The sequence below is a fragment of the Streptomyces sp. NPDC042371 genome (assembly GCF_056437465.1).
In genome coordinates this window covers 459,516-482,234 of record NZ_JBWKAP010000001.1, presented here as the reverse complement: position 1 = coordinate 482,234, position 22,719 = coordinate 459,516, and the positions used below count along the sequence as shown (strand labels likewise).

Genomic DNA, 22,719 nt, shown 5'->3' with positions numbered 1-22,719 from the left:
GCCGCCCTCCGAATGAGGCGTATGCCGTGTTGCCGAGGCCTATGCCGTGCTACGCGTCGCCCCCGGCCGCGCCCGGGTCGGCGGCCGTGACGTCGAGAAGCTGGTAGCGGTCGACCGCCTGCTTCAGGACGGAGCGGTCCACCTTGCCCTCACGGGCCAGTTCGGTCAGCACGCCGACCACGATCGACTGCGCGTCGATGTGGAAGAAGCGGCGGGCCGCACCGCGGGTGTCGGCGAAGCCGAAGCCGTCCGCGCCCAGCGACTGGTACGTGCCGGGCACCCAGCGGGAGATCTGGTCGGGGACGCTCCGCATCCAGTCGGAGACGGCCACGAACGGGCCCTCGGCGCCGGAGAGCTTCCGCGTGACGTAGGGGACGCGCTGCTCCTCCTCGGGGTGCAGGAAGTTGTGGCGCTCCACGTCCACGGCCTCGCGGCGCAGCTCGTTCCAGGAGGTCGCCGACCAGACGTCCGCCTTGACGTTCCACTCCGAAGCGAGGATCTGCTGTGCCTCGACCGCCCATGGAACCGCGACACCGGAAGCGAGGATCTGAGCCGGAATGGCGCCCTGCTCACCGGACTTGAAGCGGTAGATGCCCTTGAGAATGCCGTCGACGTCCACGTCGGCGGGCTCGGCCGGGTGCTGGATCGGCTCGTTGTAGACGGTGAGGTAGTAGAAGACGTCCTCGCTGTCGGGGCCGTACATCCGACGGAGGCCGTCCTTGACGATGTGCGCGATCTCGTAGCCGAACGCCGGGTCGTAGGCGACGCAGCCCGGGTTGGTGGAGGCGAGCAGCTGCGAGTGGCCGTCCGCGTGCTGCAGGCCCTCGCCGGTCAGGGTCGTACGACCTGCGGTCGCGCCGAGGACGAAACCGCGCGCGAGCTGGTCGGCCATCTGCCAGAACTGGTCGCCGGTGCGCTGGAAACCGAACATCGAGTAGAAGACGTACACGGGGATCAGGGGCTCGCCGTGGGTGGCGTAGGCCGAACCGGCGGCGATGAGGGACGCCGTGCAGCCCGCCTCCGAGATGCCGTCGTGCAGCATCTGGCCCGTCGGCGACTCCTTGTACGCAAGGAGGAGCTCGCGGTCCACGGCCTCGTACTGCTGGCCGAGCGGGTTGTAGATCTTCGCGCTCGGGAAGAACGCGTCCATGCCGAAGGTGCGGTACTCATCGGGGGCGATCAGCACGAAGCGCTTGCCGATCTCCTTGTCCCGCATGAGGTCCTTCAGGATGCGGACGAACGCCATGGTGGTGGCGATCGACTGCTGACCCGAGCCCTTCTTCGCGGCCGCGTACGTCTTCTCCTCGGGGAGCTGCAGCGGCTTGGAGCGCACGACGCGGGTCGGGACGTAGCCGCCGAGGCCCTTGCGGCGGTCGTGCATGTACTGGATCTCTTCGGAGTCGCGGCCCGGGTGGTAGTACGGCGGGGCGCCGTCCTCCAGCTGCTTGTCCGTGATCGGGATGTGCAGGCGGTCGCGGAAGCCCTTGAGGTCGTCGACCGTCAGCTTCTTCATCTGGTGCGTGGCGTTGCGGCCCTCGAAGTTCGGGCCGAGGGTCCAGCCCTTGACCGTCTGGGCGAGGATCACCGTCGGCTGGCCCTTGTGGGCCTTGGCCGCCGCGTACGCCGCGTAGACCTTCTTGTGGTCGTGACCGCCGCGGCCCAGGTGCAGGATCTGCTCGTCGGTCATGTTCTCGACCATGGCGCGCAGGCGCTGGTCGTCGCCGAAGAAGTGCTCGCGGATGTAGGAGCCGGTCTCGGTCGCGTACGTCTGGAACTGGCCGTCGGGGGTGGTGTTGAGCCGGTTGACCAGGAGGCCGTCGCGGTCCTGTGCGAGCAGCGGGTCCCAGCTGCGGTCCCAGACGAGCTTGATGACGTTCCAGCCGGCGCCGCGGAACTGGGACTCGAGCTCCTGGATGATCTTGCCGTTGCCGCGCACCGGGCCGTCGAGGCGCTGGAGGTTGCAGTTGACGACGAAGGTCAGGTTGTCCAGGCCCTCGCGGGCGGCGATGGAGAGCTGGCCGAGGGACTCGGGCTCGTCCATCTCGCCGTCACCGAGGTAGGCCCAGACGTGCGACTTGGAGGTGTCGGCGATGCCGCGCGCCTCCATGTAGCGGTTCATCCGGGCCTGGAAGATCGCGCCGAGCGGGCCGAGGCCCATCGAGACGGTCGGGAACTCCCAGAAGTCCGGCATCAGGCGCGGGTGAGGATACGAGGAGAGGCCGTTCGGGGCCTTCGACTTCTCCTGGCGGAACGCGTCGAGCTGCTGCTCGGAGAGCCGGTCGAGGAGGAAGGCGCGGGCGTAGATACCGGGGGACGCGTGCCCCTGGAAGAAGATCTGGTCGCCGCCGTCGCCCTCGTCCTTGCCGCGGAAGAAGTGGTTGAAGCCCACGTCGTAGAGCGAGGCGGAGGAGGCGAAGGTGGCGATGTGGCCGCCGACGCCGATGCCGGGGCGCTGGGCGCGCGAGACCATCACCGCGGCGTTCCAGCGGGTGGCGTTCAGGACCTTGCGCTCGATTTCCTCGTTGCCGGGGAAGAACGGCTCGTCCTTGGTGGCGATCGTGTTGACGTAATCCGTACTGCGCATTTCGGGCACGGCGACGCGCTTCTCCCGCGCGCGCTCGATCAACCGGAGCATCAGGTAGCGGGCGCGCTCACGGCCGCGTTCGTCGACCGCGGCATCGAGGGAGTCGAGCCACTCCTGGGTCTCTTCGGGATCGAAGTCCGGGACCTGACTCGGCAGGCCGCCAATGATGATCGGGTTGCGATCGGATCCGGAAGCCACGCTGTTCCTTCGCTGTTGGGGCTCTCGCCTGGGTTATGCCTGGCCGTGCACCGCTTCCCATCGTGTACCTCGCGGACGCAAACGTCATGTCTACCGATAGGTAACCGAGACGTTCATCCGGCCACCCTGGGGTAGGCTCGGCCCAAATCGCAACGATACGCCCATCCTGCCTAACCGCTTCGCAGAGCCGTTCGGTCTCGCACAGATGTGGCGACAGTTGCGGCGACACGGTCGGGAACGTCACCGTTTCGGCGGTCTCGGCGGCCGGGTACTTGCGCGATCCGTCCCGCCCGTGTGGACTACGGCCAACGCCCCGCGCACGCGCGTGGCTGACAGGCATTCCCAAAAACATGATCAGGAGGCAATCCGTGAGCGCGACCGCGGACCACGCGGAGACGAACCTGGCCGTAAGGCTTGGTTTCCAGCCCGACCAGGTGGTCCAGGAGATCGGCTACGACGACGACGTCGACCAGGAGCTCCGCGAGGCCATCGAGCAGGCCACAGGCACAGAGCTCGTCGATGAGGACTACGACGACGTGGCTGACGCCGTGGTGCTCTGGTTCCGTGAGGACGACGGGGACCTGACTGATGCGCTGGTGGACTCCATCGCGTACATGGAGGACGGCGGCTCGATTCTGCTGCTGACTCCGAAGACCGGTCGTGACGGTTACGTCGAGCCGAGCGAGATCGGCGAGGCGGCCACCACTGCGGGCCTGTCCCAGACGAAGAGCATCAACGCAGGCAAGGACTGGAACGGCAGCCGCCTGAATACGCCGAAGGCGGCCGCCAAGAAGCGGTAAACGCTCCACTGGGCACGCATTGCGCGGCCTCCGCGGCTACGACGCGGCGGCCGCGCGATTCCCCGTGCCCCTTCGGAGCGCTCTGAGGGCCCCTGTCGACAGCATTCGTCGGCGGGGGCCTTGCGCATGCGTGGGGTGCGGACCGCCAGGAACAGGCGGACGTAGGGTGGACTCACTCGAACAGCCCCACCCGAATGGGCCCGTCGAAGGGATGCGTACACATGGCGCTCGTTGGAATCGCGGCCGGCACCAAGGCCCCGGATTTCGAGCTGAAGGACAACCACGGCCGGACCGTGCGGCTCGCCGATTTCCGCGGCGAGAAGAACGTGGTGCTGCTCTTCTACCCGTTCGCGTTCACCGGTGTGTGCACCGGCGAGCTCTGTGCGCTCCGCGACGAGCTGCCGACGTTCGTCAACGACGACACCCAGCTGCTCGCCGTCTCCAACGACTCCATCCACACGCTGCGCGTCTTCGCCGAGCAGGAGGGCCTGGAGTACCCGCTGGTCTCCGACTTCTGGCCGCACGGCGATGTCTCGCGCGCGTACGGCGTCTTCGACGAGGAGAAGGGCTGCGCGGTGCGCGGCACCTTCATCATCGACAAGGAGGGTGTGGTGCGCTGGACGGTGGTCAATGACCTGCCCGACGCACGTGACCTGAACGAGTACGTGAAGGCGCTCGAAACGCTCTGAGCGAGCTTTGTTTTCGCTCACGGCCGGGAACCGGTCACTAGGATCCACACGTTGATCCGATGGCAACGCAACGCTTGGGGCTCCCCGCCCCTGGACATCAATTGGGAGGATTCGTGGGAGTCAGCCTCAGCAAGGGCGGCAACGTATCGCTGAGCAAGGAGGCGCCTGGCCTGACCGCGGTTCTGGTCGGCCTCGGCTGGGACGTCCGCACCACCACCGGTACGGACTTCGACCTCGACGCCAGCGCCATCCTGACGAACACGGAGGGCAAGGTCACCAGTGACCAGAACTTCGTGTTCTTCAACAACCTGAAGAGCCCCGACGGCTCCGTCGAGCACACCGGTGACAACACCACCGGTGAGGGCGAGGGCGACGACGAGGCGATCAAGGTCGACCTGGCCGCGGTCCCCGCCGACGTCGAGAAGATCGTCTTCCCGGTCTCGATCTACGACGCGGAGAACCGCCAGCAGTCGTTCGGCCAGGTGCGCAACGCGTTCATCCGCGTCGTGAACCAGGCGGGCGGCGCGGAGATCGCGCGGTACGACCTCTCCGAGGACGCCTCGACGGAGACCGCCATGGTCTTCGGCGAGCTGTACCGCCACGGCGCCGAGTGGAAGTTCCGCGCGGTCGGCCAGGGCTACGCCTCGGGCCTGCGCGGCATCGCGCAGGACTTCGGCGTCAACGTCTGAGCCGAGCACGTCCCGGCGTTCCAGCGCCCCGGTGCTCAGCGCTCTCCGTCCGGCGCCGCACAGGTTCACAGTGCGGCGCCGGACGTGCTCGCCATCTCGTGCGCCCGCACCGCGGCGCGCGGGCTCCCGTCACCACGGAGACGTGTGTTCCCGTCCTCAGGGGGACACACGTTCCCGGCACCGCGGGCACTTCTGCTCTCGTCACCGCGGGCTTCTGCTCTCGTCACCACGGGGAGGACTTCACCATGGGCGTCACGCTCGCCAAGGGAGGCAATGTCTCCCTCTCCAAAGCCGCACCCAATCTCACCCAGGTCCTCGTAGGCCTCGGCTGGGACGCGCGCTCCACCACCGGCGCCCCCTTCGACCTCGATGCCAGCGCACTGCTGTGCAACGCGGGCCGGGTCCTCGGCGACGAGTGGTTCGTCTTCTACAACAACCTCAAGAGCCCCGACGGCTCCGTCGAGCACACCGGCGACAACCTCACGGGCGAGGGCGACGGCGACGACGAGTCGCTCCTGATCGACCTCTCCCAGGTCCCGGCGGGCTGCGACAAGATCATCTTCCCTGTCTCGATCCATGACGCGGACAACAGGGGCCAGACGTTCGGCCAGGTCAGCAACGCGTTCATCCGCGTCGTGAACCAGGCGGACGGCCAGGAGCTCGCGCGCTACGACCTCAGTGAGGACGCTTCCACGGAGACGGCGATGATCTTCGGCGAGGTGTACCGGTACGGGGGAGAGTGGAAGTTCCGAGCGGTCGGACAGGGGTACGCGTCCGGTCTGCGCGGCATCGCTCTGGACTTCGGGGTCAACGTTTCGTAAAGGGTCATGCACGCAGTGTGGCCCGGCGGCGAAGACGGAGAGCCACCCAAGGAATCTCAGCCGACGGGCTTGCGCCCGGTGAGTCCTCTCCGTCCGGGGAGGGTCGCCCTCCCCGGACGCGTAGCGGGACCTCTACACTTCGGGGTCAACGTTTCGTAAAGCAGGGGACCGGCGCGGGGGAGACCGCTACACGGGAGCCCGTACACACACGATTGGGTAGCCAGTGCTTCTGAAAACCTTCGGCTGGTCGTTCGCGGTTACCGCGCTCGGCCTGGTCGCCGCGGTGCTCTACGGAGGGTGGACCGGCTTCGGCGTCGTGGCGATCCTGTCCGTCCTCGAGATCTCGCTGTCCTTCGACAACGCCGTGGTCAACGCCGGAATCCTGAAGAAGATGAATGCCTTCTGGCAGAAGATCTTCCTCACCGTCGGTGTGCTGATCGCGGTCTTCGGCATGCGGCTGGTCTTCCCCGTCGTCATCGTGGCCATCAGCGCCAAGATCGGCCCGATCGAGGCCGTCCGCCTCGCGCTCAACGACAAGGACCAGTACCAGCAGCTGGTCACCGACGCGCACCCGTCGATCGCCGCCTTCGGTGGCATGTTCCTGCTGATGATCTTCCTCGACTTCATCTTCGAGGACCGGGACATCAAGTGGCTGAGCTGGCTGGAGCGTCCGCTCGCCAAGCTCGGCAAGGTCGACATGCTGTCGGTCTGCATCGCGCTCGTCGTGCTCCTGGTCTCCGCGATGACCGTCGCCACCCACGCCCACCAGCACGGCGGCATGCATGTGGACAAGGCGCAGACAGTCCTCATCTCAGGCATCGCGGGTCTGATCACCTATCTCGTGGTCGGCGGCCTCTCCGGATACTTCGAGAACAAGCTCGAGGAAGAGGAGGAGCGCGAGCACGAGCAGGAGGAAGCGGCCGCCAAGTCGGGCAAGAAGGTTCCTGCGGTCGTCCTGGCAGGCAAGGCGGCGTTCTTCATGTTCCTCTACCTCGAGGTCCTGGACGCGTCCTTCTCCTTCGACGGTGTCATCGGCGCCTTCGCCGTCACGAACGACATCGTGCTGATGGCCCTCGGCCTCGGCATCGGTGCCATGTACGTCCGGTCCCTCACGGTCTACCTGGTCCGCCAGGGCACCCTCGACGACTACGTGTACCTGGAGCACGGCGCGCACTACGCGATCGGTGCCCTCGCCGTGATCCTCCTGGTCACCATCCAGTACGAGATCCACGAAGTGATCACCGGCTCCGTCGGTGTCCTCCTGATCGCCTGGTCCTTCTTCTCCTCCGTGAGGCGCAACAAGCGGCTGGCGGCGGCCGAGGGGCAAGGGAGCTCAGGAGACAAGGCGGAGGTCTCCTCGGGCGTCTGAGACTGACTGATTCCCTCGCCGAGCTGTCCGATTCCGGTTCCCGGAGTGTGACGACGGCCAGGGTGAGGAACGCTCTGTGCGGGGCGGCCGTCGAGGAGATGTCCTCATGGCCGCCCCGTCGGTATTCGTAGGTGGTACGAGGGCACTTGGGGGCGCAATGTCCTTCTGGGACGGTCTGTGGCGTGGGCGTTCGATGGACTTCGAATCGGGCAGCGCCGCCACCAACTCCATCGAACTGACCAAACGGCACCCGACGGTCTCGCTCTCCAAACAGGGCGCGGCCACCGGCAACCTGCGCGTCAACCTGTCCTGGCAGATGCGCACGTCCGACCTCATCGGCAAGTCGCGCGGTGGCGGCAGCGGTCTGCTGCGGCACCCCTTCCAGATGTTCCGGCCCGAGCCGGTCCAGGCGCACACACAGAGCATGGTCAACGTCGACCTCGACCTGGGCTGTCTGTACGAGCTGAACGACGGCGACAAGGGCGTGGTGCAGCCGCTGGGCAACTTCTTCGGGAGCCTCAACTCCCCGCCGTACGTGAAGGGCAGCGGCGACGACCGGTTCGGTTCGGGGACGGGCGAGACGCTCTACGTCAATCTCGACCACCGCGAGGCGATCAAGCGGCTGCTGATCTTCGTGTACATCTACGACCAGACGCCCGCCTTCGACCGTACGCACGCGAAGGTCACGCTCTACCCCAGCAACGGTCCCCGGATCGAGATCGACCTGGACGAGCGGCAGCCGCAGGCCCGCTCGTGCGCGGTGGTCTCCATCGAGAACGTCAAGGACGAGCTGATCGTGCGCCGCGAGGTGAAGTTCGTCTACGGATTCCAGGCCGAGCTCGACCGGCTGTACGGCTGGGGGCTGCAGTGGGGCCGGGGCTACAAGGCCAAGGTCGGCTGATCCGGTGCGCCCGCCAGGCCCACCGGATCCACCGGGCCCCCCGGCCCCGGTCGCACGGCCGACGGGACGCTCAGCGGGACAGGAACTGCGGGCCCTGCGGAGGCAGCCGGAAGTTCGGGTCCGGCATCGGGGCAACCGGCTGCGGATAGCCGTACGACGGCTGGGCGACGGGGACCGGCGGCGCGATCGGCGTGGGCTGGGTGGCCGCGGCCGGCGGATAGCCGTAGGCGGGCTGGGGCGCCGGGTGCCGGGGCGGCTCGGGCGGGTAGCCGTACGAGGGCTGGGGCGGCGACTGCGGGGCGGGCTGGGCGGCGGACGGCGGGGCCACCGACTGCTGCGGCATGGGCTGCTGCGGCGGCAGCGGGAAGGAGGCCGAGGGTGCGGGCTCCGGCGAGGCGGAGTCCGAGTCGTCCACGGAGATCCCGAAGTCGGAGGCGAGGCCCTCCAGGCCGTTGGAGTACCCCTCGCCGAGCGCGCGGAACTTCCAGCCCTCACCGCGGCGGTAGAGCTCCCCGCAGATCAGCGCCGTCTCCTCGCCGGTCTGCGGAGTGATGTCGAAGTGGGCGAGCGGCGCGCCGTCCGTGACGGTGGCGTCGTACAGCAGGATCCGCAGTGCGGGTACGTGCTCGAAGGGGATGCCCTCCGCCGACGCGGCCAGGAGCACCCGGCTCACGGCCGGGTCCATGCCCGCCAGATCCGTCTGGATCGTGTCGGTCAGGCCTTCGGCGGTCCGCTTCTTGCCGAGCCGCCAGACCTTGCCCCCTGGGTGGCGCGGCTGGTTGTAGAAGACGAAGTCCTCGTCCGAGCGCACCCGCCCGTCGCCGCCGAGCAGCAGCGCCGACGCGTCGACGTCGGGGACGCCCTGTCCGGGGGTCCAGCGCAGCACGGCGCGGACCGCCGAGGCTTCGAGTGGGACGTTCGACCCCTTCAACATCGCGTGCGTCATGCGGTCATCCTGCCTTCCCCCACAGGGCCGGGACAACGCGGGGGGCCGAAGGCCCCGGCCGCGTCACCAGGCTCCTGACCTGCGAGTGGTGCGAGCGTGCGACGGTTGTGTGGTGAGCATGTGTGACATGGCCGGGTTACCTGAAGTTCATGCCCGGAGGGAACCCCCGGCACCCGTCTCTACGTACTATTACCGGCCACATCCGAACGGCCCACGTCGACGAGAACAGGCGATAACAGGGAATCACATGCGTCATTTCGGGCATATCACCCCAGAGGTGCGGCACCGCCTCTTCCACCGGGAGCCGTGTGCCTTCACCGCGGACTCCGCGCCCCACCTGCTCGCGTCCGCCCTGGGTGCCACGCTCTACAGCCCGGCCACCCGTCCCCGCCTCGCCGAGGACATCCTGAAACAGGCCGGGCGCGGGGTGATCTCCATGGTGATCTGCCTGGAGGACTCCATAGACGACGCCGAGGTCGCCGACGCCGAGGAGAACCTGGTCCGGCAGTTCGCCGACTTGGCGGAGCGGGACGTGGAGCCGCCCCTGCTCTTCATCCGGGTCCGCGCCGCCGAGCAGATACCGGACCTGGTCCGCAGGCTCGGGACGAACATCCGGTTGTTGTCCGGATTCGTACTGCCCAAATTCACCGAGGAGCGGGGCGTCCCCTTCATGGAGGCGCTGGTGGCCGCGGAGGCGGATCTTCCGGCGGGGCCCGACGGCCCGGCACGGCGGCTCTTCGCCATGCCCGTCCTGGAGTCGCCCGAGCTGCTGCACCTGGAGAGCCGCGCCGAGACCCTCGCCGGGATAGCCCGCACCGTCGACAAGTACCGCGACCGGGTCCTCGCCCTGCGCCTCGGCGTCACCGACTTCTGCTCGGCGTACGGACTGCGCAGGCCGCCGGACATGACCGCGTACGACGTACAGATCGTCGCCTCCGTCATCGCCGACGTGGTGAACGTGCTGGGCAGGGCCGACGGCACCGGCTTCACCGTGACAGGACCGGTCTGGGAGTACTTCCGCGTCCAGGAGCGGATGTTCAAGCCGCAGCTGCGCCGCAGCCCCTTCCTGGAGGGCCGGGCCGACGAACTGCGCCAGGCCCTCATCGAGCACGACATGGACGGGCTGCTCCGCGAGATCGAGCTCGACCGCGCCAACGGCCTGCTCGGCAAGACCTGCATCCACCCCTCCCACGTGCTGCCCGTGCACGCGCTCTCCGTGGTCAGCCACGAGGAGTTCAGCGACGCCGAGGACATCCTGCGTCCGGAGCGGGGCGGCGGCGGGGTCCTGCGCTCCTCGTACACGAACAAGATGAACGAGGTGAAGCCGCACCGCGCCTGGGCCGAGCGGACCCTGCGCCGCGCCGAGGTCTTCGGCGTCGCCAGGGAGGACGTCGGCTTCGTGGAGCTGCTCACCGCGGGGCTTCCCGCCTGAACCGCCGGGCCGCCCGCCCGAACGGCCGGAACTCCCGGCCGATGAACCTAAGGAACATGACGTACGTGACTGAAGACGCGGTGCCGGAGACAGCGGCGACGGGATGGTCGGGGACCTGGGTCGCCGAGCGGCTCGGGGTCGGCCTCGAAGGCGACGAGGCGCTGCGCGGCATGCTCGGCCTCGCCCTGCGCCGCAACCCCAAGCGGGCCCACCTCCTGGTGTCGAACGTCCTGGGCAAGCACGTCCCGCAGCACCCCTCGGCCGTGTACGCGGCCGGGCGCGACCTCGGCGTCCGGGTGCGGGACCTCCTCGGCGACGACGAGGCTGGGCGCGCCGTCGTCCTCGGCTACGCGGAGACCGCGACGGGCCTCGGCCACTCGGTCGCCGACGGCGTCGCCCTCGCCCCGTATCTGCACTCCACCCGGCGCCCCGTCGAGGGCGTCGAGCGCGCGGGCGGCTTCGAGGAGTCCCACTCGCACGCCACCTCGCACCTGCTGCTGCCCGAGGACCCGCGGCTGCTCGCCGGGGACGGGCCGCTGGTCCTCGTCGACGACGAGTTCTCCACCGGCAACACCGTCCTGAACACCGTCCGCGCCCTGCACGAGCGCTTCCCGCGCGAGCGGTACGTCATCGTGGCGCTGGTCGACATGCGCTCGCCCCGGGACCAGGAGCGGATCGCCGACTTCGCCCGCGAGATCGGCGCGCGCGTCGACCTCGTCGCGACGGCGTCCGGCACGGTGCGGCTGCCCGACGGCGTCCTGGAGAAGGGGCAGGCGCTGGTCGCCGAACACGAGAGCGGGCCTGATGATGCCGCCGTCCCGCAGCCCCGGGGGGAGCGCGGCCGGATCGACAGGGTCGAGCTCGGCTGGCCCGCGGGTCTCCCCGACGGTGGGCGGCACGGCTTCACGCCCACGCACCGCGCGGCCCTGGACGCCGCCCTGCCCGACATGGCGGCCCGGATCGCGAAGGCCCTGCCCGACGGGGCGCGCCGCGTGCTCGTCCTCGGCTTCGAGGAGCTGATGTACGCCCCGCTCGCGCTCGGCGTCGAGCTGGAGCGGCGGACCGGCGCGGAGGTGCGGTTCTCCACCACGACCCGCTCGCCCGTCCTCGCCGTGGACGACCCCGGCTATGCGATACGCACCCGCCTCGCCTTCCCCGCGCACGACGAGCCCGCCGACGGACCAGGGACCCGGTACGCCTACAACGTCGCCGGGGCAGGCTTCGACGCGATCGTCGCGGTCGTGGACTCGGTCGCCGACACCCCCGAACTGCACGCGCAGGACGGCCTGTTGGCGCAGCTGGCCGCGCACACCGGACACGTCCTGCTGGCCGTCGTCCCCTCCTACGTACCTCAGCACGTTCCCGAAAGGTCCCGCATGCTCCCCGAGCCCCTCCGCGGCCCCGACTTCTCCTCGTACGCACCCGAAGACGTCGGCTGGCTGCTCCAGGACCTCTCGGACGTGACGCTCGAAGCGCCCACGGAGGAGCGCGAGGAGGCGATACAGAGCGGTGGCGCGCACTACGCCGAGTCGCTCCCCGTCGAGTACCAGCCCAGCGAGCGCTACCAGGACCTGTTCCGCGCCGCCCTCGACACCTCCGCCGCCCGCATCGCGCAGGCCGTCGGAACCGTCACCGAGACCGTGCTCGCCGAGAGGTCGCCGCGCCCGGTGCTCGTCTCGCTGGCCCGCGCCGGTACGCCCGTCGGCGTCCTGATGCGCCGCTGGGCCGCACACCGGCACGGCCTCGACCTGCCGCACTACGCGGTGTCGATCGTCCGCGGCCGCGGCATCGACGCCAACGCCCTGCGCTGGCTCGCCGCCCACCACGACCCGTCCGACGTCGTCTTCGTCGACGGCTGGACCGGCAAGGGCGCGATCACCCGTGAACTGGCCGACGCGGTGCGGGAGTTCGAGGAGGAGGGCGGCGCCACCGGATTCAGTCCGGAGATCGCCGTGCTCGCCGACCCCGGCTCGTGCGTCCGCACCTACGGCACCCGCGAGGACTTCCTCATCCCCTCCGCCTGCCTCAACTCCACGGTCTCCGGACTGATTTCGCGTACGGTGCTCCGCGCCGACCTGGTCGGCCCGGACGACTTCCACGGCGCCAAGTTCTACCGCGAGCTCGCGGGCACCGACGTGTCCGGCCACTTCGTCGACGCGATATCCGCCCGCTTCGACGAGGTCGCCGACGCGGTCGACGTACGGGTCAAGGAGCTGCTCGCCGCCGACCGCGCACCGACCTGGGAGGGCTGGGCCGCCGTCGAGCGGATCAGCGAGGAGTACGGCATCCACGACGTGAACCTCGTCAAGCCGGGCGTCGGCGAGACGACCCGGGTGCTGCTGCGCCGCGTCCCCTGGAAGATCCTGGCCCGCAAGGGTGCGGGCGCGGACCTCGATCACGTACGCCTGCTCGCCGAGCAGCGGGGCGTACCCGTCGAGGAGGTCGACGAACTCCCGTACACCTGCGTCGGGTTGATCCATCCCCAGTACACGCGCGGCGCGACGGGCGCGGACGGCAAGGCGGTGGCTTCCCAGTGACCGTGACCAGGATCGTCGCGAGCGACCTCGACCGCACCCTCATCTACTCCGCCGCCGCCCTCGGCCTGACCATGCCGGACGCCGAGGCGCCGCGCCTGCTCTGCGTCGAGGTGTACGAGGGCAAGCCGCTGTCGTACGTCACCGAGAACGCCGCCGGACTCCTGGCCGAGCTGGCGCGCACGGCCGTCTTCGTGCCGACCACCACGCGCACGCGCGAACAGTACGGACGCATCCATCTCCCCGGCCCCGCACCGAAGTTCGCGGTCTGCGCCAACGGCGGGCACCTGCTCGTCGACGGTGTCTCCGACCCCGACTGGCAGTCGGCGGTCGCCCGCCGCCTCGCCGCGGAGTGCGCCTCGCTCGACGAGGTCCGCGCCCACCTCGTGCGCACCGCCGACCCCGCCTGGCTGCTCAAGGAGCGCGTCGCGGAGGACCTCTTCGCGTACCTCGTCGTCGAGCGTGCGCTGCTGCCCGACGAGTGGGTCAAGGAGCTCGCCGTCTGGGCCGAGGGGCGCGGCTGGACCGTGTCGCTGCAGGGCCGCAAGCTCTACGCCGTGCCGAAGCCGCTCACCAAGAGCGCGGCCGTGCGGGAGGTCGCCCGGCGGGCCGGGGCCGAGGAGATCCTCGCCGCGGGCGACTCGCTGCTCGACGCCGACCTGCTGCTCGCGGCGGACCGCTCCTGGCGGCCGGGGCACGGCGAGCTCGCGGACACGGGCTTCACGGCGGCGGGGCTCACGGTGCTGCCGGAGCGGGGCATCGCGGCGGGGGAGGAGATCGCCAAGGCGTTCCTCGGGGCGGTGGGGCCCCGCTAACCTGGGGCCATGCCTCGATACGAATACCGGTGCCGGTCCTGCGGTGAGACCTTCGAGCTCAGCCGCCCGATGGCCGAGTCGGCCGATCCCGCGTCCTGCCCCTCCGGGCACGAGGACACGGTGAAGCTGCTGTCGACCGTGGCCGTCGGGGGGTCGGCCGCGGCTTCGGCCGGTCCTGGCGCGGGTGGCGGCGGTGGCTGCTGTGGTGGGGGTTGCTGCGGCTGAGGTCGCGAGGCGGGCGTCCGCTGGGCGGGTGCCTAGCGGACCACCGTGCCCGGGCCCGCCTTCAGCAGGCCCAACTCCGCCCGCGTGGGCGCCCCTTCCCAGTCGCCCCGCGACGCCACCGCGAACGCGCCCGTGGTGACCGCCCGGTCCAGGCGGGTCGACATGTTCGCGCCGTCGAGCAGCGCCGACAGATAACCGGCGACGAACGCGTCACCCGCGCCGACCGCGTCCACGGCCCGCACCTCGCGCGCGGGGGAGTGCAGCGGGCCGTCGGCCGTGTGGACGGTCGCGCCCTGCGCGCCGAGCTTGACCACGACCTCGCGGATCCCCTCGTCCAGGAGGACCTTCTCCGGCTCCGGGATGGTGGCGGCCCCCGACAGCAGGCACAGCGGCAGTTCGTCGTCGGAGGCGATAAGCACGTCGACGTAGGGGAGCCAAGCGCGCAGCTCGGTCGCCGCCTGCTCGGAACTCCACAGGCGGGAGCGGAAGTTCACGTCCAGGCAGACCTGTGTGCCGTGCTCGCGGGCGAGCCGCAGGGCGCGTCGGCAGGCCTCCGCCGCCGACGGGCCGAGGGCCGGGGTGATGCCGGTGACGTGCAGGACGCGCGGCGGCCCGGCGGCGAAGGCCGCCTCGACCGCTTCGGGAGCGAGCCGCGAACCTGCCGAGCCCGCGCGGTAGTAGTGCACGCGGGTCACTTCCGGCAGCCGCGGCTCGAAGAGGATCAGGCCCGTCGGAGCCTCCGGGTCCTTCGTGGCCGCGCCGACGTCCACGCCCTCCGCGCGCAGCGTGCGCAGGACCAGCTCGCCCGCCTCGTCGTCGCCGACCGCGCCCGCCCAGCGGACGGTGTGGCCGAGCCGCGAAAGGCCGATGGCCACGTTGCTCTCGGCCCCGGCGACCGACAGGTCCATGGAGCCGCCCAGCTTGAGAGGGCCGCTGCCGCGCAGGGCGACCATGGTCTCGCCGAGGGTCAGGACGTCGCTCATCGGGCCACCGCCTCCGCGACCCGCACGAACTCCGTCGCCCGCGTCCGCAGCGCACCCAGGTCGCCGCCGTCGGCCGCATCGCCGATCAGCGGCGAGCCGACGCCCACCGCGACCGCGCCGAGCTCCAGATACGCCTCGGCGGCCGCCGCGTCCACACCGCCGACCGGCACGAACGGGACGTCGGGGAAGGGGGCCCGCAGCGCCTTGAGGTAGCCGGGGCCGCCCATCGCCGACGCGGGGAAGATCTTCAGCGCGGTCACGCCCGCCGCTTGGGCCGCGATGACGTCGGTGGGCGTGAGGACGCCGCCCAGTACCGGAAGCCCCAGGTGGACGGCCTCGTCCACGCCCGCGCCGAGGCCGGGCGTGACGATGAGGTTGGCGCCCGCCTCGGCGGCCCGTCGGGCGTCGTCAGCGGTGAGGACCGTGCCCGCGCCCAGCCAGGCGTCCGCGCCAAGCTCGGCCCGCGCCCGGCGCAGCAAGCCCAGCGCGTCGGCGCCGCTGAGGGAGACCTCGACGAGCGGGACACCGGACTCCACCAGCGTCATGACCGTACGGAAAGAGGCGTCTGGATCGGTGCCGCGCACGATGGCGACGAGGCGCCGCGCCCGGAGAGCCGTGGGGAAGTCGAGCATCTCCCCACATTCGCACAGCCGTTTCAGCCGGTCCGATCCGGGTGGCGCGCCTTCCAGTACGGGTTGTCGTGCGGCAGACCGCCGCTGACCCTGCCGTACATCCCGAAGGTCATGAGCAGCACGCCCACTACGAAGCTGAAGAGGACGTTCTGGATCCGGAACGCCAGGAAGTTGTGGCTGGAGTCCAGCAGGGCGAGATTGACGAAGCCGCTCACGATGAACGCGACGCCGAGGACCGTGTTCAGGGTCGAGGCGAAGTTCCCGCCGATCACCATGCCGACGAGGAGCAGCAGACCGACGACGATCGACAGGACGCTCAGGGCGCCGTTCGTACTGAGTCCGGCGACCGAGTCACCGCGGGTGTCGAAGAACCCGATCTTGTCGATGAGCCCGAGGATGCCGAACGCGAGCAGGACGAGGCCCATGAGGCCCGCGCCCGCGCGGTAGACCTGGTTCAGCCGGTGGTCGACGGGCAGATGCTCGTCGAGCGTGATGTGGCGCCGGTTTCCCCGCTTCGTCCCTGGATGGAGCACGTGTGTGGCCATGCCAGCCTCCTGGTGCGAGCGGAGGACGACGTACGTCCGCACGCCGAGCCCCGTACGCCACTCCAGGATCCGCCTGCGGGACGGCGACTGCCAACCGCACGGGGAGCGGCGGCCGTGACCCGTATGTGGCGCAGGGCAGTCGTCGCGCCGGGCTCGGCTCCTCAGGCGCCCTGCCCCCGCTCCTCCCTTATCTGCGCGACCACGCGTGACACGGTCGTGCGGACCGCCTCGGTCTCGGTCAGGAAGTGCCAGTAGTCGGGGTGGCGGCCTTCCAGGGACGCCACCGCGCGGTCCAGTCGGGCCACGGATTCGTCGAGCGGGCGGGCGTGCCGCTGCTCGGGCGTCTGGCGGCCCGTCATCGCCAGGCGCTGCGCGTCCCGGATCGCGAAACGGGTGCGCTCGATCTCCTGCTGCGGGTCCTTCGACACCGCGTTCAGCCGCTGGAGGCGGTCGCCTGCCGCGGAGACCGCCTCGTCCGTGGTGTTCAGCAGCGCACGGACCGTGGAGAGCAGCGAGGTGGCGTCCGGCCAGCGCTGCTCGGCGCGCGCCTGCTGGGCCTCCTTCAGCTTGGCCTCGGCCTGGCGCACGTTCTCCACGGCCTGGTCGGGGACGTGCTGCAGGTCCTGCCAGCACGCGGCGGAGAACCGGCGCCGCAGCTCGCTGAGGACCGGCTCGACCTGGCCGGTGCGGGTGGTCAGCGCCTGCGCGCGGGTGCGCAGGGAGACGAGCCGCCGGTCGATCTCGGCGGCCCGCTCGGGCAGCTGCTCGGCCTCGGCGCGCACGGCCTCGGCGTCGCGCAGGACGCGGTCGGCGCGCTGCAGCGTCTCCGGCACGCCATGGCGGCCCGCGCCCTGGTTGAGCTTGGTCAGCTCGGGGCCGAGGGTCGCAAGGCGGGCGGCGAGGTCGTCGGCCTTGAGTCCGGCCGCGCGCACGGAATCGAGGGCGTTGCTCGCGGCGAGCAGGGTCTGGCGGGCCCGCTCGACCGCGGGGGCGAGCCGGGCGAGCTGGGTCTCCGCCTTGTCGAGCAGCGGGCCGAGGCCCTGCTGGAAGCGCTCCAGGTCCTGCTTGGCCTTGCCCAGCTCCGTCTTCGCGGCGGTGAGCTCGGTCCTCGCGCGGGCCGCGACGGAGGACTCCAGGTCGTCCCGGTCCAGGTCGTGGGCGTCCACGGCGCTGATGTACTGGTGGCTGACCTCGTCGATGCGGTGCCCGATCGCCTCGAAGTCGGAGACGGCGCGCCGGGCCGCGGGCGAGGAGTCGACGGCCACGATCGTCTCGATGGAGATGCGCAGGTCGCGCTGGGCGGTGTCCAGTTCGTAGAACGCCGCGGCGGCGGCGTCCTTGGCGGCCTGCGCCTCGGCGCGCTGACTCTCGCCGCGCCCGCCGAACCAGCGCCGGGTGCCGCCGCCCGCGAACGCGGCCGGGACGGCGAGGGCGAGCAGGGGCAGGGAGAGGGTGACGACGGTGACGAGGGCGAGGGCGTCACGCAGGGGGCCGCGGCGCGCGCTCCCGAGGCGTGCGCTCCCGCGGGACGGACGAGAGGGAGCCTGCAAGCGCAGCCCGCCGCCCGCCGCACCGCCTACCCCTACGGCCCCTGCCTCTGCCGCTCTCTCGGCCCCTGCTCCGTCCGGTGTGTACGGCTGCGAAGGTGTCGCCGTCACTATCCCTCTCCCGTGCTGTCATCCGCCCTGCCCGGTGTCACATTCTCCCACCGGTTAAAGACGAATACACGGGCCCGTTAGTTCGCGCTGCGCACAGTGACTTTGCCGTCGGAGCTGTGGACGGACACGTGGTGGGGGCTGCCGTCGTCCCTCGGCACCGACACGTCGACGGCGCTGTCGGAGGTCTCGGTCCGTACGTCGTACCGGACGCGCTTGCCGTCCTTCTCCTTCGGCACCGCTATGTCGACGGAGCCGTCCTTGCTGCGGGCCTCGACACGGTCGGGCACGGCGGCCAGTGCCAGCAGCACGGACCCGTCCTTGGAGTCGACGGCCACCCGCCCGGACGTGACGTCGCGCGCGGTGATGGAGCCGTCGGAGCTGCGCAGGCCGAGCGGCCCCTCGGCCCCCTCGACGGTGATCGACCCGTCGGAACTGTTCACGTCGAGCGGTGCGCCGGAGTCCTTGACGGTGACGGACCCGTCCTTCGTACGCACCTTCATCGCGTCCCGGAACCCGCTGGCCGAGACGCTGCCGTCCTTGTTCTCGACGGTTACTGCGACTCCGCGGGGCACCTCCACGCGGTGCTTGGCCGAGCAGTTGGTGATGATTCCGGAGCACTCCATGCCGAGCTTCAGCCGGTCGCCGTCCATCTCCCACGTCACCTTGGGGTCGCCGCCGAGCACGGTCTCCCCGTCGAACCACCGGGTCACCTTCACGCCCTTGGCACCGCGGCCCGCCGGGACGAGTTCGAGCGAGGTGTCGCTGGACTCGACGGTCAGCGTCTTCCCTGCCAGGGCGAACGTCCGGTGCTCCGGTTCCGTGTCGCCATCGGCGTCGGCCCCGCACGCGCCGACGAGCAGGACGACGGCCACGGTCCCGCCGACGGCAGCGAGGGTGCGGGCGGCGCGTGGACGACGGGCGCGGACGGTCATGACGGATCCCCCTGTAATGATCTTGCTTGTCTCCGACAGACTCTACGGAGCCGCCCGAGTCGGCAGGATCCGGGCCGCCACCGGATTCGGGGTGGGGTTAACCCCCGGACGCGGGGCCTCCGGCGGCGCAAAAGGGGTTTGCGGGGCACTGCCTGCGGCAAGGTAGGCTGTCCACTCGTTCCCGGGCGCGTAGCTCAGGGGTAGAGCGCCTCCCTTACAAGGAGGATGTCGGCGGTTCGAAACCGTCCGCGCCCACCGGGTAGGTAACACCAGGTGAAAGCCTGTTTTGAGACCCTCCAGCCGTGATCGGTTGGGGGGGGCTCTTCGTGGTCAAAGTCCACTAAGAGTCCACATCCCCACACCGGCCTTGCGGTGTCCATCGCCCGTGCGGGGGACTGGACGGCGCCAGCCTCCCGCATAGAGTCACAGCTGACGAGGGGTGGTGTGTCTCCCCACGCGCGCCAGACACGTGCTCGTCCAATCCTGTGGTGCTCCGGCGGGGAGGCCGGGCCCGCAGGCTACGGCCCCCGTCGCATGAATCGGCGGGGGCCGCACGAACAAACTAGACCGCCCCACCACGCAATTGTGGTGGGGCGGCCTGCTCTGACCGAGTCAGAGCCAAGGGTGGCCGGATGAGGCGGACACGTGAACACCCTGTCCCGCCCCCCTCACCACGTGTCCTCGCCGTCCGGCGAGACATCGGCGACCGCATCCGGGCTGCACGCAACCACGCGAACATGACCCAAGACGTGCTGGCTGAGGCTGCGCTCATCGACCGCCAGGCGGTCAACCGCATCGAGCAGGGCCACCAGAGCCCCCTCCTCGACACCCTCATCCGCATCGCCGACGCCCTCGACGTCCCGCTCCGCGACCTCGTCTAGGGCGGCCTCGGCCGGATCGGGGGAACCGGTCGAGGCCGCCGGTCGGCGGCGCGGATCAGGTGACCGGCCCCTTCTCGCGCCAGTACGGGCTATCCAGAATGGCGTTTTCCCGCCGCACGATTGCCCACGTGTCCGCAGCTGTCCGCCCTAGGGGCGTGCAGATGTGGCAGATGTGAGTGCCCGTGCTGCTCCGGATCGTCGGCGCCGGGGGCCCCGTGTGCGTAGTGCAGACGGGACCGCCCTCCAGGGACTTCAGGTTGTCGGGCGGCGCCTGCCACGCCTCGCCCGTCTCCAGGGCAGGGTCAGGTGGTGGCGGCAGCTGCTGTGAGCTCGTCTGCGCTGGCCCGGAATTCGTCGAACTCACCCGCGGTCACCCCGTCGAAGAACTTGCTGATCTCGACCCGGCTCATGAGCAGCACGGGGGCGTCCGGGTCCTTGCTGTCGCTGATGGCGACCATGCGTGTCCCGTCGGGGATGCGGTCGTGTGGGTGGTCCTTGGCGATCGGCGCCTTCGCGAGGATCACGCAGTCCTTCACGATCGGGTCGAGGTCGGTGCGGCTGGCCTTGCGCCAGTGCAGGCCGGGCAGTGTGCGGTGGTCGTAGGGGATGGTGGTCTTGCCGTTCGTGAGCGTGCCCACGGGGCGCCTCCTGTGGGGTTGGGCCTGGCCTGGCCTGGCCTGGTCAGGGCATGGGCGCCCACCGCGTGCGCGGTGGGAGTTCAGGGGATCGGGTGGTCAGTCTGCCGACGGGGCGGCGGGCGCCGACACGGCTCGGGCTTCAGTCCGTGCCGCCTGCAGTGCCGCGCTCTCCTCGGCACGCCGGTTCTGGCAGCGGCACGGGCAGTCGTCCGCGATGCCTGCGACGAGCCGTTCACCCTCGATGCCGACCGAGGTGACCTCGTGGCAGCCGTGCGGCCTCTCGTCGCCCCGCAGCAGGGCGTCCAGGCACGGGGGGCAGGGAACGAGCACCAGCTGGGGGCAGCGGACGTGCACCACTCCGGGCACTGGGGGGCCGGAGGCGGCCGCGAACATCTGTGTCTCGTAGGCCTCACCGTCACGCACCGTGTGCTCGCAGCGGCGACACTTCAGCGGGGTGCCCAGCGGGCCCGTCACGATCCCTCCCGCGGCGGCGAGGGCGTGCCGGTGGCGGGCGGAGGCTGAGGGAGAGCGGAGCGCGTGGCGCGGTGCGCGCGCCGCAGCCGCTCCCCCGTCGGACAGTAGTTCTCGACCCGGCAGGGGGCGCACTCGTCGAAGTGCGCGAGGAGACCTGCGTACGCCTGCTGCGCCTGCCGCTCCTCGGCGGTCGTCTCCATGAGAGTCACCGTCGGCTCCGCTGAAGCTCGCTGCGGGCGATGCGGACCAGGGCGGCGACGGACTGGACCGGGCACAGGTCGCCGACGATGCGGGGGCGCACCGCCCAGTACAGGCCGGTCGGGCCACGGAGATCGGACGCTGGGACGGACAGGAAGTCACCGGTCCCCAGCATCGGGGCCTCCGGGTACTCCTGTGTCCACGGCGGTGCGGGGGTGGGCTCGACGAGTGCGTAGAACTGGTGCTGCGGCCGGTTGTGGATGACCGGCCCGCCGAGCAGCTCGGCGAGCGCGCGGGTCACGTCCTCCAGATCGCTGGTTCCGACTGCGACGTGCACGAGCACAGAGGGAAGGAAAACCGAGTTGAAACGCTTCCCCAGCGGCAGAAGAGCGATGCCTGTTTCCATCCACTCCTTGTGCGCCTGCTGCGGCGCCGCCTGCGCCCGCGCCAGCCAATCGAATGCGGCTTCACCTGCACTCGTAATCTGCGGTCCTCGCAAGACGGACGAGGTTCCCTCTACGGCATCCACCGTGACACCACTCCCACTACGCTGAGTTGCCGGTCATCACCCCTTGACAGTAGGTAGCGGTGACCGCCTCCAGAAGTGACCGCGAGTACGGGTAAGGGCTCGCCAAGCAGGTGCAAGGGGCCGATCATGGAGCACCACACGCGTCCAACCCTGACCGCCAGTCAGGGCAAGCCCGAACACAGCCGTGCGGGCATCATCTCCGGATACGTCTTCCGCGTGATTCGCGAGCAGTTGGGTCATACGCAGGACGCCTTCGCCGAGACCTTCGGTGTCTCCCCGGACACCATCGCCGGGTGGGAATCAGGGCGGCGGCCACTGACCTCGGTGCCCGTCGGCCAGATGCTCGTTCACCGCCACCGCCTGATGCGCCTAGGAGCCGGTCCTGAACTTCTGGCCGCCCTGGAGCGGGCCGTAGAAGCGGACGTCCTGCTTGCCAGCGCGCTCGACGACGATGTGTCCACCGAAGCCAGCCCGCTCGGTGCTTGGGTCATGCAGCGTGACCTCGTAGAGGTGCTGACCTGGCCGCTGAACGGGGTGGCGCCTGCGCCGGTCCGAAAGCTCCCCCCGCCGAAGAGGCCGCGCCGTGGCCCAGTCCCCACGGCACCCGATCTTCCTGTCGGGGACCGCAGGCGGTTCTTTACCCGGATGCGGGAGACAGCCGAACAGGCGCGGGGAGGCGACAACTTCCTGCTGCGGCGCCAGGCCCTGTACCTGGCAGGTTTCGACGACGACACGGATGCCTCCGACTGGCTGGCCCACCAGCAGAAGCTTGTCCGCCCCGACGACTGGCTGACTGGCTGGCTCAACTCTCGTTCTGTCGCTGCCGTCGAAGCTCGCCAGGGTGATCGCGACAGGATGGCGCACTTCATCACGCGCACCCTCGGGGGCGACGATGCCGCGGAGGCGGCGAACCTCAACTACTGGGCGTACTGGCTTGGCGAGATGCCGCACATTCAGCTGTCGGACGACTTCATCGCCTCACCCTCGCCAGGGCCCTGGCACGGTGGCCGCATGCTTGATCATCTCGTTCGCGGGCCCACCCCCAGGCACGGGTTCTTCGACCTCAATGTCCACACCCTGTGGGCTCTGTTGGCGGCACGCCCCAACCTGCTTCGCGCGGCGTCCGCGGCCGGGACGGCTCTACGCACCCGGCTCCCCGTGATGTTGGATGACTTGCAGCTCTCCGCTCAGGCAAGGCGAGAGCTGGAGGGCATTCGGTACGCAATCCGCCTCGCCGAGGCGTGAA

23 protein-coding genes and 1 tRNA gene are annotated in these 22,719 nt (G+C 70.2%); 13 read left to right on the top strand and 11 right to left on the bottom strand.

The genetic code is table 11. The features are described from left to right. Positions 1-49: 49 nt before the first annotated feature. Entirely contained in the window at positions 50-2,782 is a 2,733-nt protein-coding gene (aceE, locus tag AC068B_RS02180; RefSeq protein ID WP_468559524.1) for a pyruvate dehydrogenase (acetyl-transferring), homodimeric type, read from the bottom strand. A 368-nt stretch (positions 2,783-3,150) separates the two neighbouring features. Here aceE and AC068B_RS02175 point away from each other — a divergent pair, with 368 nt between their 5' ends. From AC068B_RS02175 to AC068B_RS02150, 6 genes are all read left to right on the top strand, one after another. After that, positions 3,151-3,582, top strand: a complete 432-nt coding sequence (locus AC068B_RS02175) for a DUF3052 domain-containing protein (protein WP_468559526.1) — start codon at positions 3,151-3,153, stop codon at positions 3,580-3,582. 221 nt (positions 3,583-3,803) lie between these two features. Then, positions 3,804-4,271 carry a peroxiredoxin gene (locus tag AC068B_RS02170; RefSeq protein ID WP_478668411.1) on the top strand — a complete coding sequence of 156 codons (468 nt, stop codon included), beginning with the start codon at positions 3,804-3,806 and terminating at the stop codon, positions 4,269-4,271. A 113-nt stretch (positions 4,272-4,384) separates the two neighbouring features. Beyond that, the gene (locus tag AC068B_RS02165) at positions 4,385-4,960 is read left to right on the top strand and encodes a TerD family protein (protein ID WP_055564366.1); all 576 of its coding nucleotides are present in this window, start codon (positions 4,385-4,387) and stop codon (positions 4,958-4,960) included. A gap of 245 nt (positions 4,961-5,205) precedes the next feature. Then, positions 5,206-5,781 carry a TerD family protein gene (locus tag AC068B_RS02160; protein WP_356261870.1) on the top strand — a complete coding sequence of 192 codons (576 nt, stop codon included), beginning with the start codon at positions 5,206-5,208 and terminating at the stop codon, positions 5,779-5,781. A gap of 223 nt (positions 5,782-6,004) precedes the next feature. Next, complete coding sequence (locus AC068B_RS02155) at positions 6,005-7,150, top strand: DUF475 domain-containing protein (RefSeq protein WP_478668409.1); 1,146 nt, start codon at positions 6,005-6,007, stop codon at positions 7,148-7,150. A 157-nt stretch (positions 7,151-7,307) separates the two neighbouring features. Next, a complete protein-coding gene (locus tag AC068B_RS02150; RefSeq protein WP_478668408.1) occupies positions 7,308-8,051 on the top strand; it encodes a TerD family protein in 744 nt (247 codons plus the stop codon). Positions 8,052-8,121: 70 nt separating this feature from the next. On the opposite strand, the gene AC068B_RS02145 is transcribed toward AC068B_RS02150, so the two are convergent. Beyond that, positions 8,122-8,997 carry a TerD family protein gene (locus AC068B_RS02145; RefSeq protein ID WP_478668406.1) on the bottom strand — a complete coding sequence of 292 codons (876 nt, stop codon included), beginning with the start codon at positions 8,995-8,997 and terminating at the stop codon, positions 8,122-8,124. Positions 8,998-9,244: 247 nt separating this feature from the next. Here AC068B_RS02145 and AC068B_RS02140 point away from each other — a divergent pair, with 247 nt between their 5' ends. Genes AC068B_RS02140 through AC068B_RS02125 form a run of 4 tightly spaced genes read left to right on the top strand, consistent with a single transcriptional unit; the run spans position 9,245 to position 14,003 of the window. Beyond that, on the top strand, positions 9,245-10,429 hold the full coding sequence (locus AC068B_RS02140; protein WP_478668405.1) for an HpcH/HpaI aldolase/citrate lyase family protein: 1,185 nt from the start codon (positions 9,245-9,247) through the stop codon (positions 10,427-10,429). A 56-nt stretch (positions 10,430-10,485) separates the two neighbouring features. After that, positions 10,486-12,966, top strand: coding sequence for a phosphoribosyltransferase (locus AC068B_RS02135; RefSeq protein ID WP_478668403.1), 2,481 nt, complete (start codon positions 10,486-10,488; stop codon positions 12,964-12,966). Positions 12,967-12,968: 2 nt separating this feature from the next. Then, on the top strand, positions 12,969-13,778 hold the full coding sequence (locus AC068B_RS02130; RefSeq protein WP_478669214.1) for an HAD family hydrolase: 810 nt from the start codon (positions 12,969-12,971) through the stop codon (positions 13,776-13,778). A gap of 9 nt (positions 13,779-13,787) precedes the next feature. Then, a complete protein-coding gene (locus AC068B_RS02125) occupies positions 13,788-14,003 on the top strand; it encodes an FmdB family zinc ribbon protein (RefSeq protein ID WP_478668402.1) in 216 nt (71 codons plus the stop codon). 32 nt (positions 14,004-14,035) lie between these two features. Here the strand turns inward: AC068B_RS02125 and AC068B_RS02120 are convergent, their stop codons facing one another. The 5 genes from AC068B_RS02120 to AC068B_RS02100 form a co-directional block, all read right to left on the bottom strand. Beyond that, on the bottom strand, positions 14,036-14,986 hold the full coding sequence (locus AC068B_RS02120) for a sugar kinase (RefSeq protein ID WP_478668401.1): 951 nt from the start codon (positions 14,984-14,986) through the stop codon (positions 14,036-14,038). Next, positions 14,983-15,618 carry a bifunctional 4-hydroxy-2-oxoglutarate aldolase/2-dehydro-3-deoxy-phosphogluconate aldolase gene (locus tag AC068B_RS02115; protein ID WP_478668399.1) on the bottom strand — a complete coding sequence of 212 codons (636 nt, stop codon included), beginning with the start codon at positions 15,616-15,618 and terminating at the stop codon, positions 14,983-14,985. The genes AC068B_RS02120 and AC068B_RS02115 overlap by 4 nt, the downstream gene beginning before the upstream one ends. A gap of 23 nt (positions 15,619-15,641) precedes the next feature. Continuing rightward, positions 15,642-16,163, bottom strand: a complete 522-nt coding sequence (locus AC068B_RS02110; RefSeq protein WP_478668398.1) for a DUF4383 domain-containing protein — start codon at positions 16,161-16,163, stop codon at positions 15,642-15,644. Between the two features lie 161 nt (positions 16,164-16,324). Then, the gene (locus AC068B_RS02105; RefSeq protein ID WP_478668396.1) at positions 16,325-17,821 is read right to left on the bottom strand and encodes a hypothetical protein; all 1,497 of its coding nucleotides are present in this window, start codon (positions 17,819-17,821) and stop codon (positions 16,325-16,327) included. A 77-nt stretch (positions 17,822-17,898) separates the two neighbouring features. Continuing rightward, positions 17,899-18,753, bottom strand: a complete 855-nt coding sequence (locus AC068B_RS02100; protein ID WP_478668395.1) for a DUF4097 family beta strand repeat-containing protein — start codon at positions 18,751-18,753, stop codon at positions 17,899-17,901. A 183-nt stretch (positions 18,754-18,936) separates the two neighbouring features. Between AC068B_RS02100 and AC068B_RS02095 the strand changes: the two genes are divergently transcribed. Both AC068B_RS02095 and AC068B_RS02090 read left to right on the top strand, forming a co-directional pair. After that, positions 18,937-19,008: transfer RNA gene (locus AC068B_RS02095), tRNA-Val, on the top strand. A 377-nt stretch (positions 19,009-19,385) separates the two neighbouring features. Next, positions 19,386-19,634, top strand: coding sequence for a helix-turn-helix domain-containing protein (locus AC068B_RS02090; protein WP_478668393.1), 249 nt, complete (start codon positions 19,386-19,388; stop codon positions 19,632-19,634). 302 nt (positions 19,635-19,936) lie between these two features. On the opposite strand, the gene AC068B_RS02085 is transcribed toward AC068B_RS02090, so the two are convergent. The 4 genes from AC068B_RS02085 to AC068B_RS02070 all read right to left on the bottom strand — a co-directional run bounded on the left by AC068B_RS02085 (position 19,937) and on the right by AC068B_RS02070 (position 21,281). Further along, positions 19,937-20,272, bottom strand: coding sequence for a DUF397 domain-containing protein (locus tag AC068B_RS02085; RefSeq protein ID WP_478668392.1), 336 nt, complete (start codon positions 20,270-20,272; stop codon positions 19,937-19,939). Positions 20,273-20,368: 96 nt separating this feature from the next. Next, positions 20,369-20,746, bottom strand: coding sequence for a hypothetical protein (locus AC068B_RS02080; RefSeq protein WP_478668391.1), 378 nt, complete (start codon positions 20,744-20,746; stop codon positions 20,369-20,371). Then, positions 20,743-20,946 (bottom strand): hypothetical protein, encoded by a 204-nt coding sequence (locus AC068B_RS02075; RefSeq protein WP_478668389.1) that lies wholly within the window; start codon positions 20,944-20,946, stop codon positions 20,743-20,745. The genes AC068B_RS02080 and AC068B_RS02075 overlap by 4 nt, the downstream gene beginning before the upstream one ends. A gap of 5 nt (positions 20,947-20,951) precedes the next feature. Next, entirely contained in the window at positions 20,952-21,281 is a 330-nt protein-coding gene (locus AC068B_RS02070) for a hypothetical protein (protein WP_478668388.1), read from the bottom strand. 318 nt (positions 21,282-21,599) lie between these two features. On the opposite strand from AC068B_RS02070, the gene AC068B_RS02065 reads away from it, so the two are divergent. After that, a complete protein-coding gene (locus tag AC068B_RS02065; protein ID WP_478668387.1) occupies positions 21,600-22,718 on the top strand; it encodes a helix-turn-helix domain-containing protein in 1,119 nt (372 codons plus the stop codon). Position 22,719: the final 1 nt, after the last annotated feature.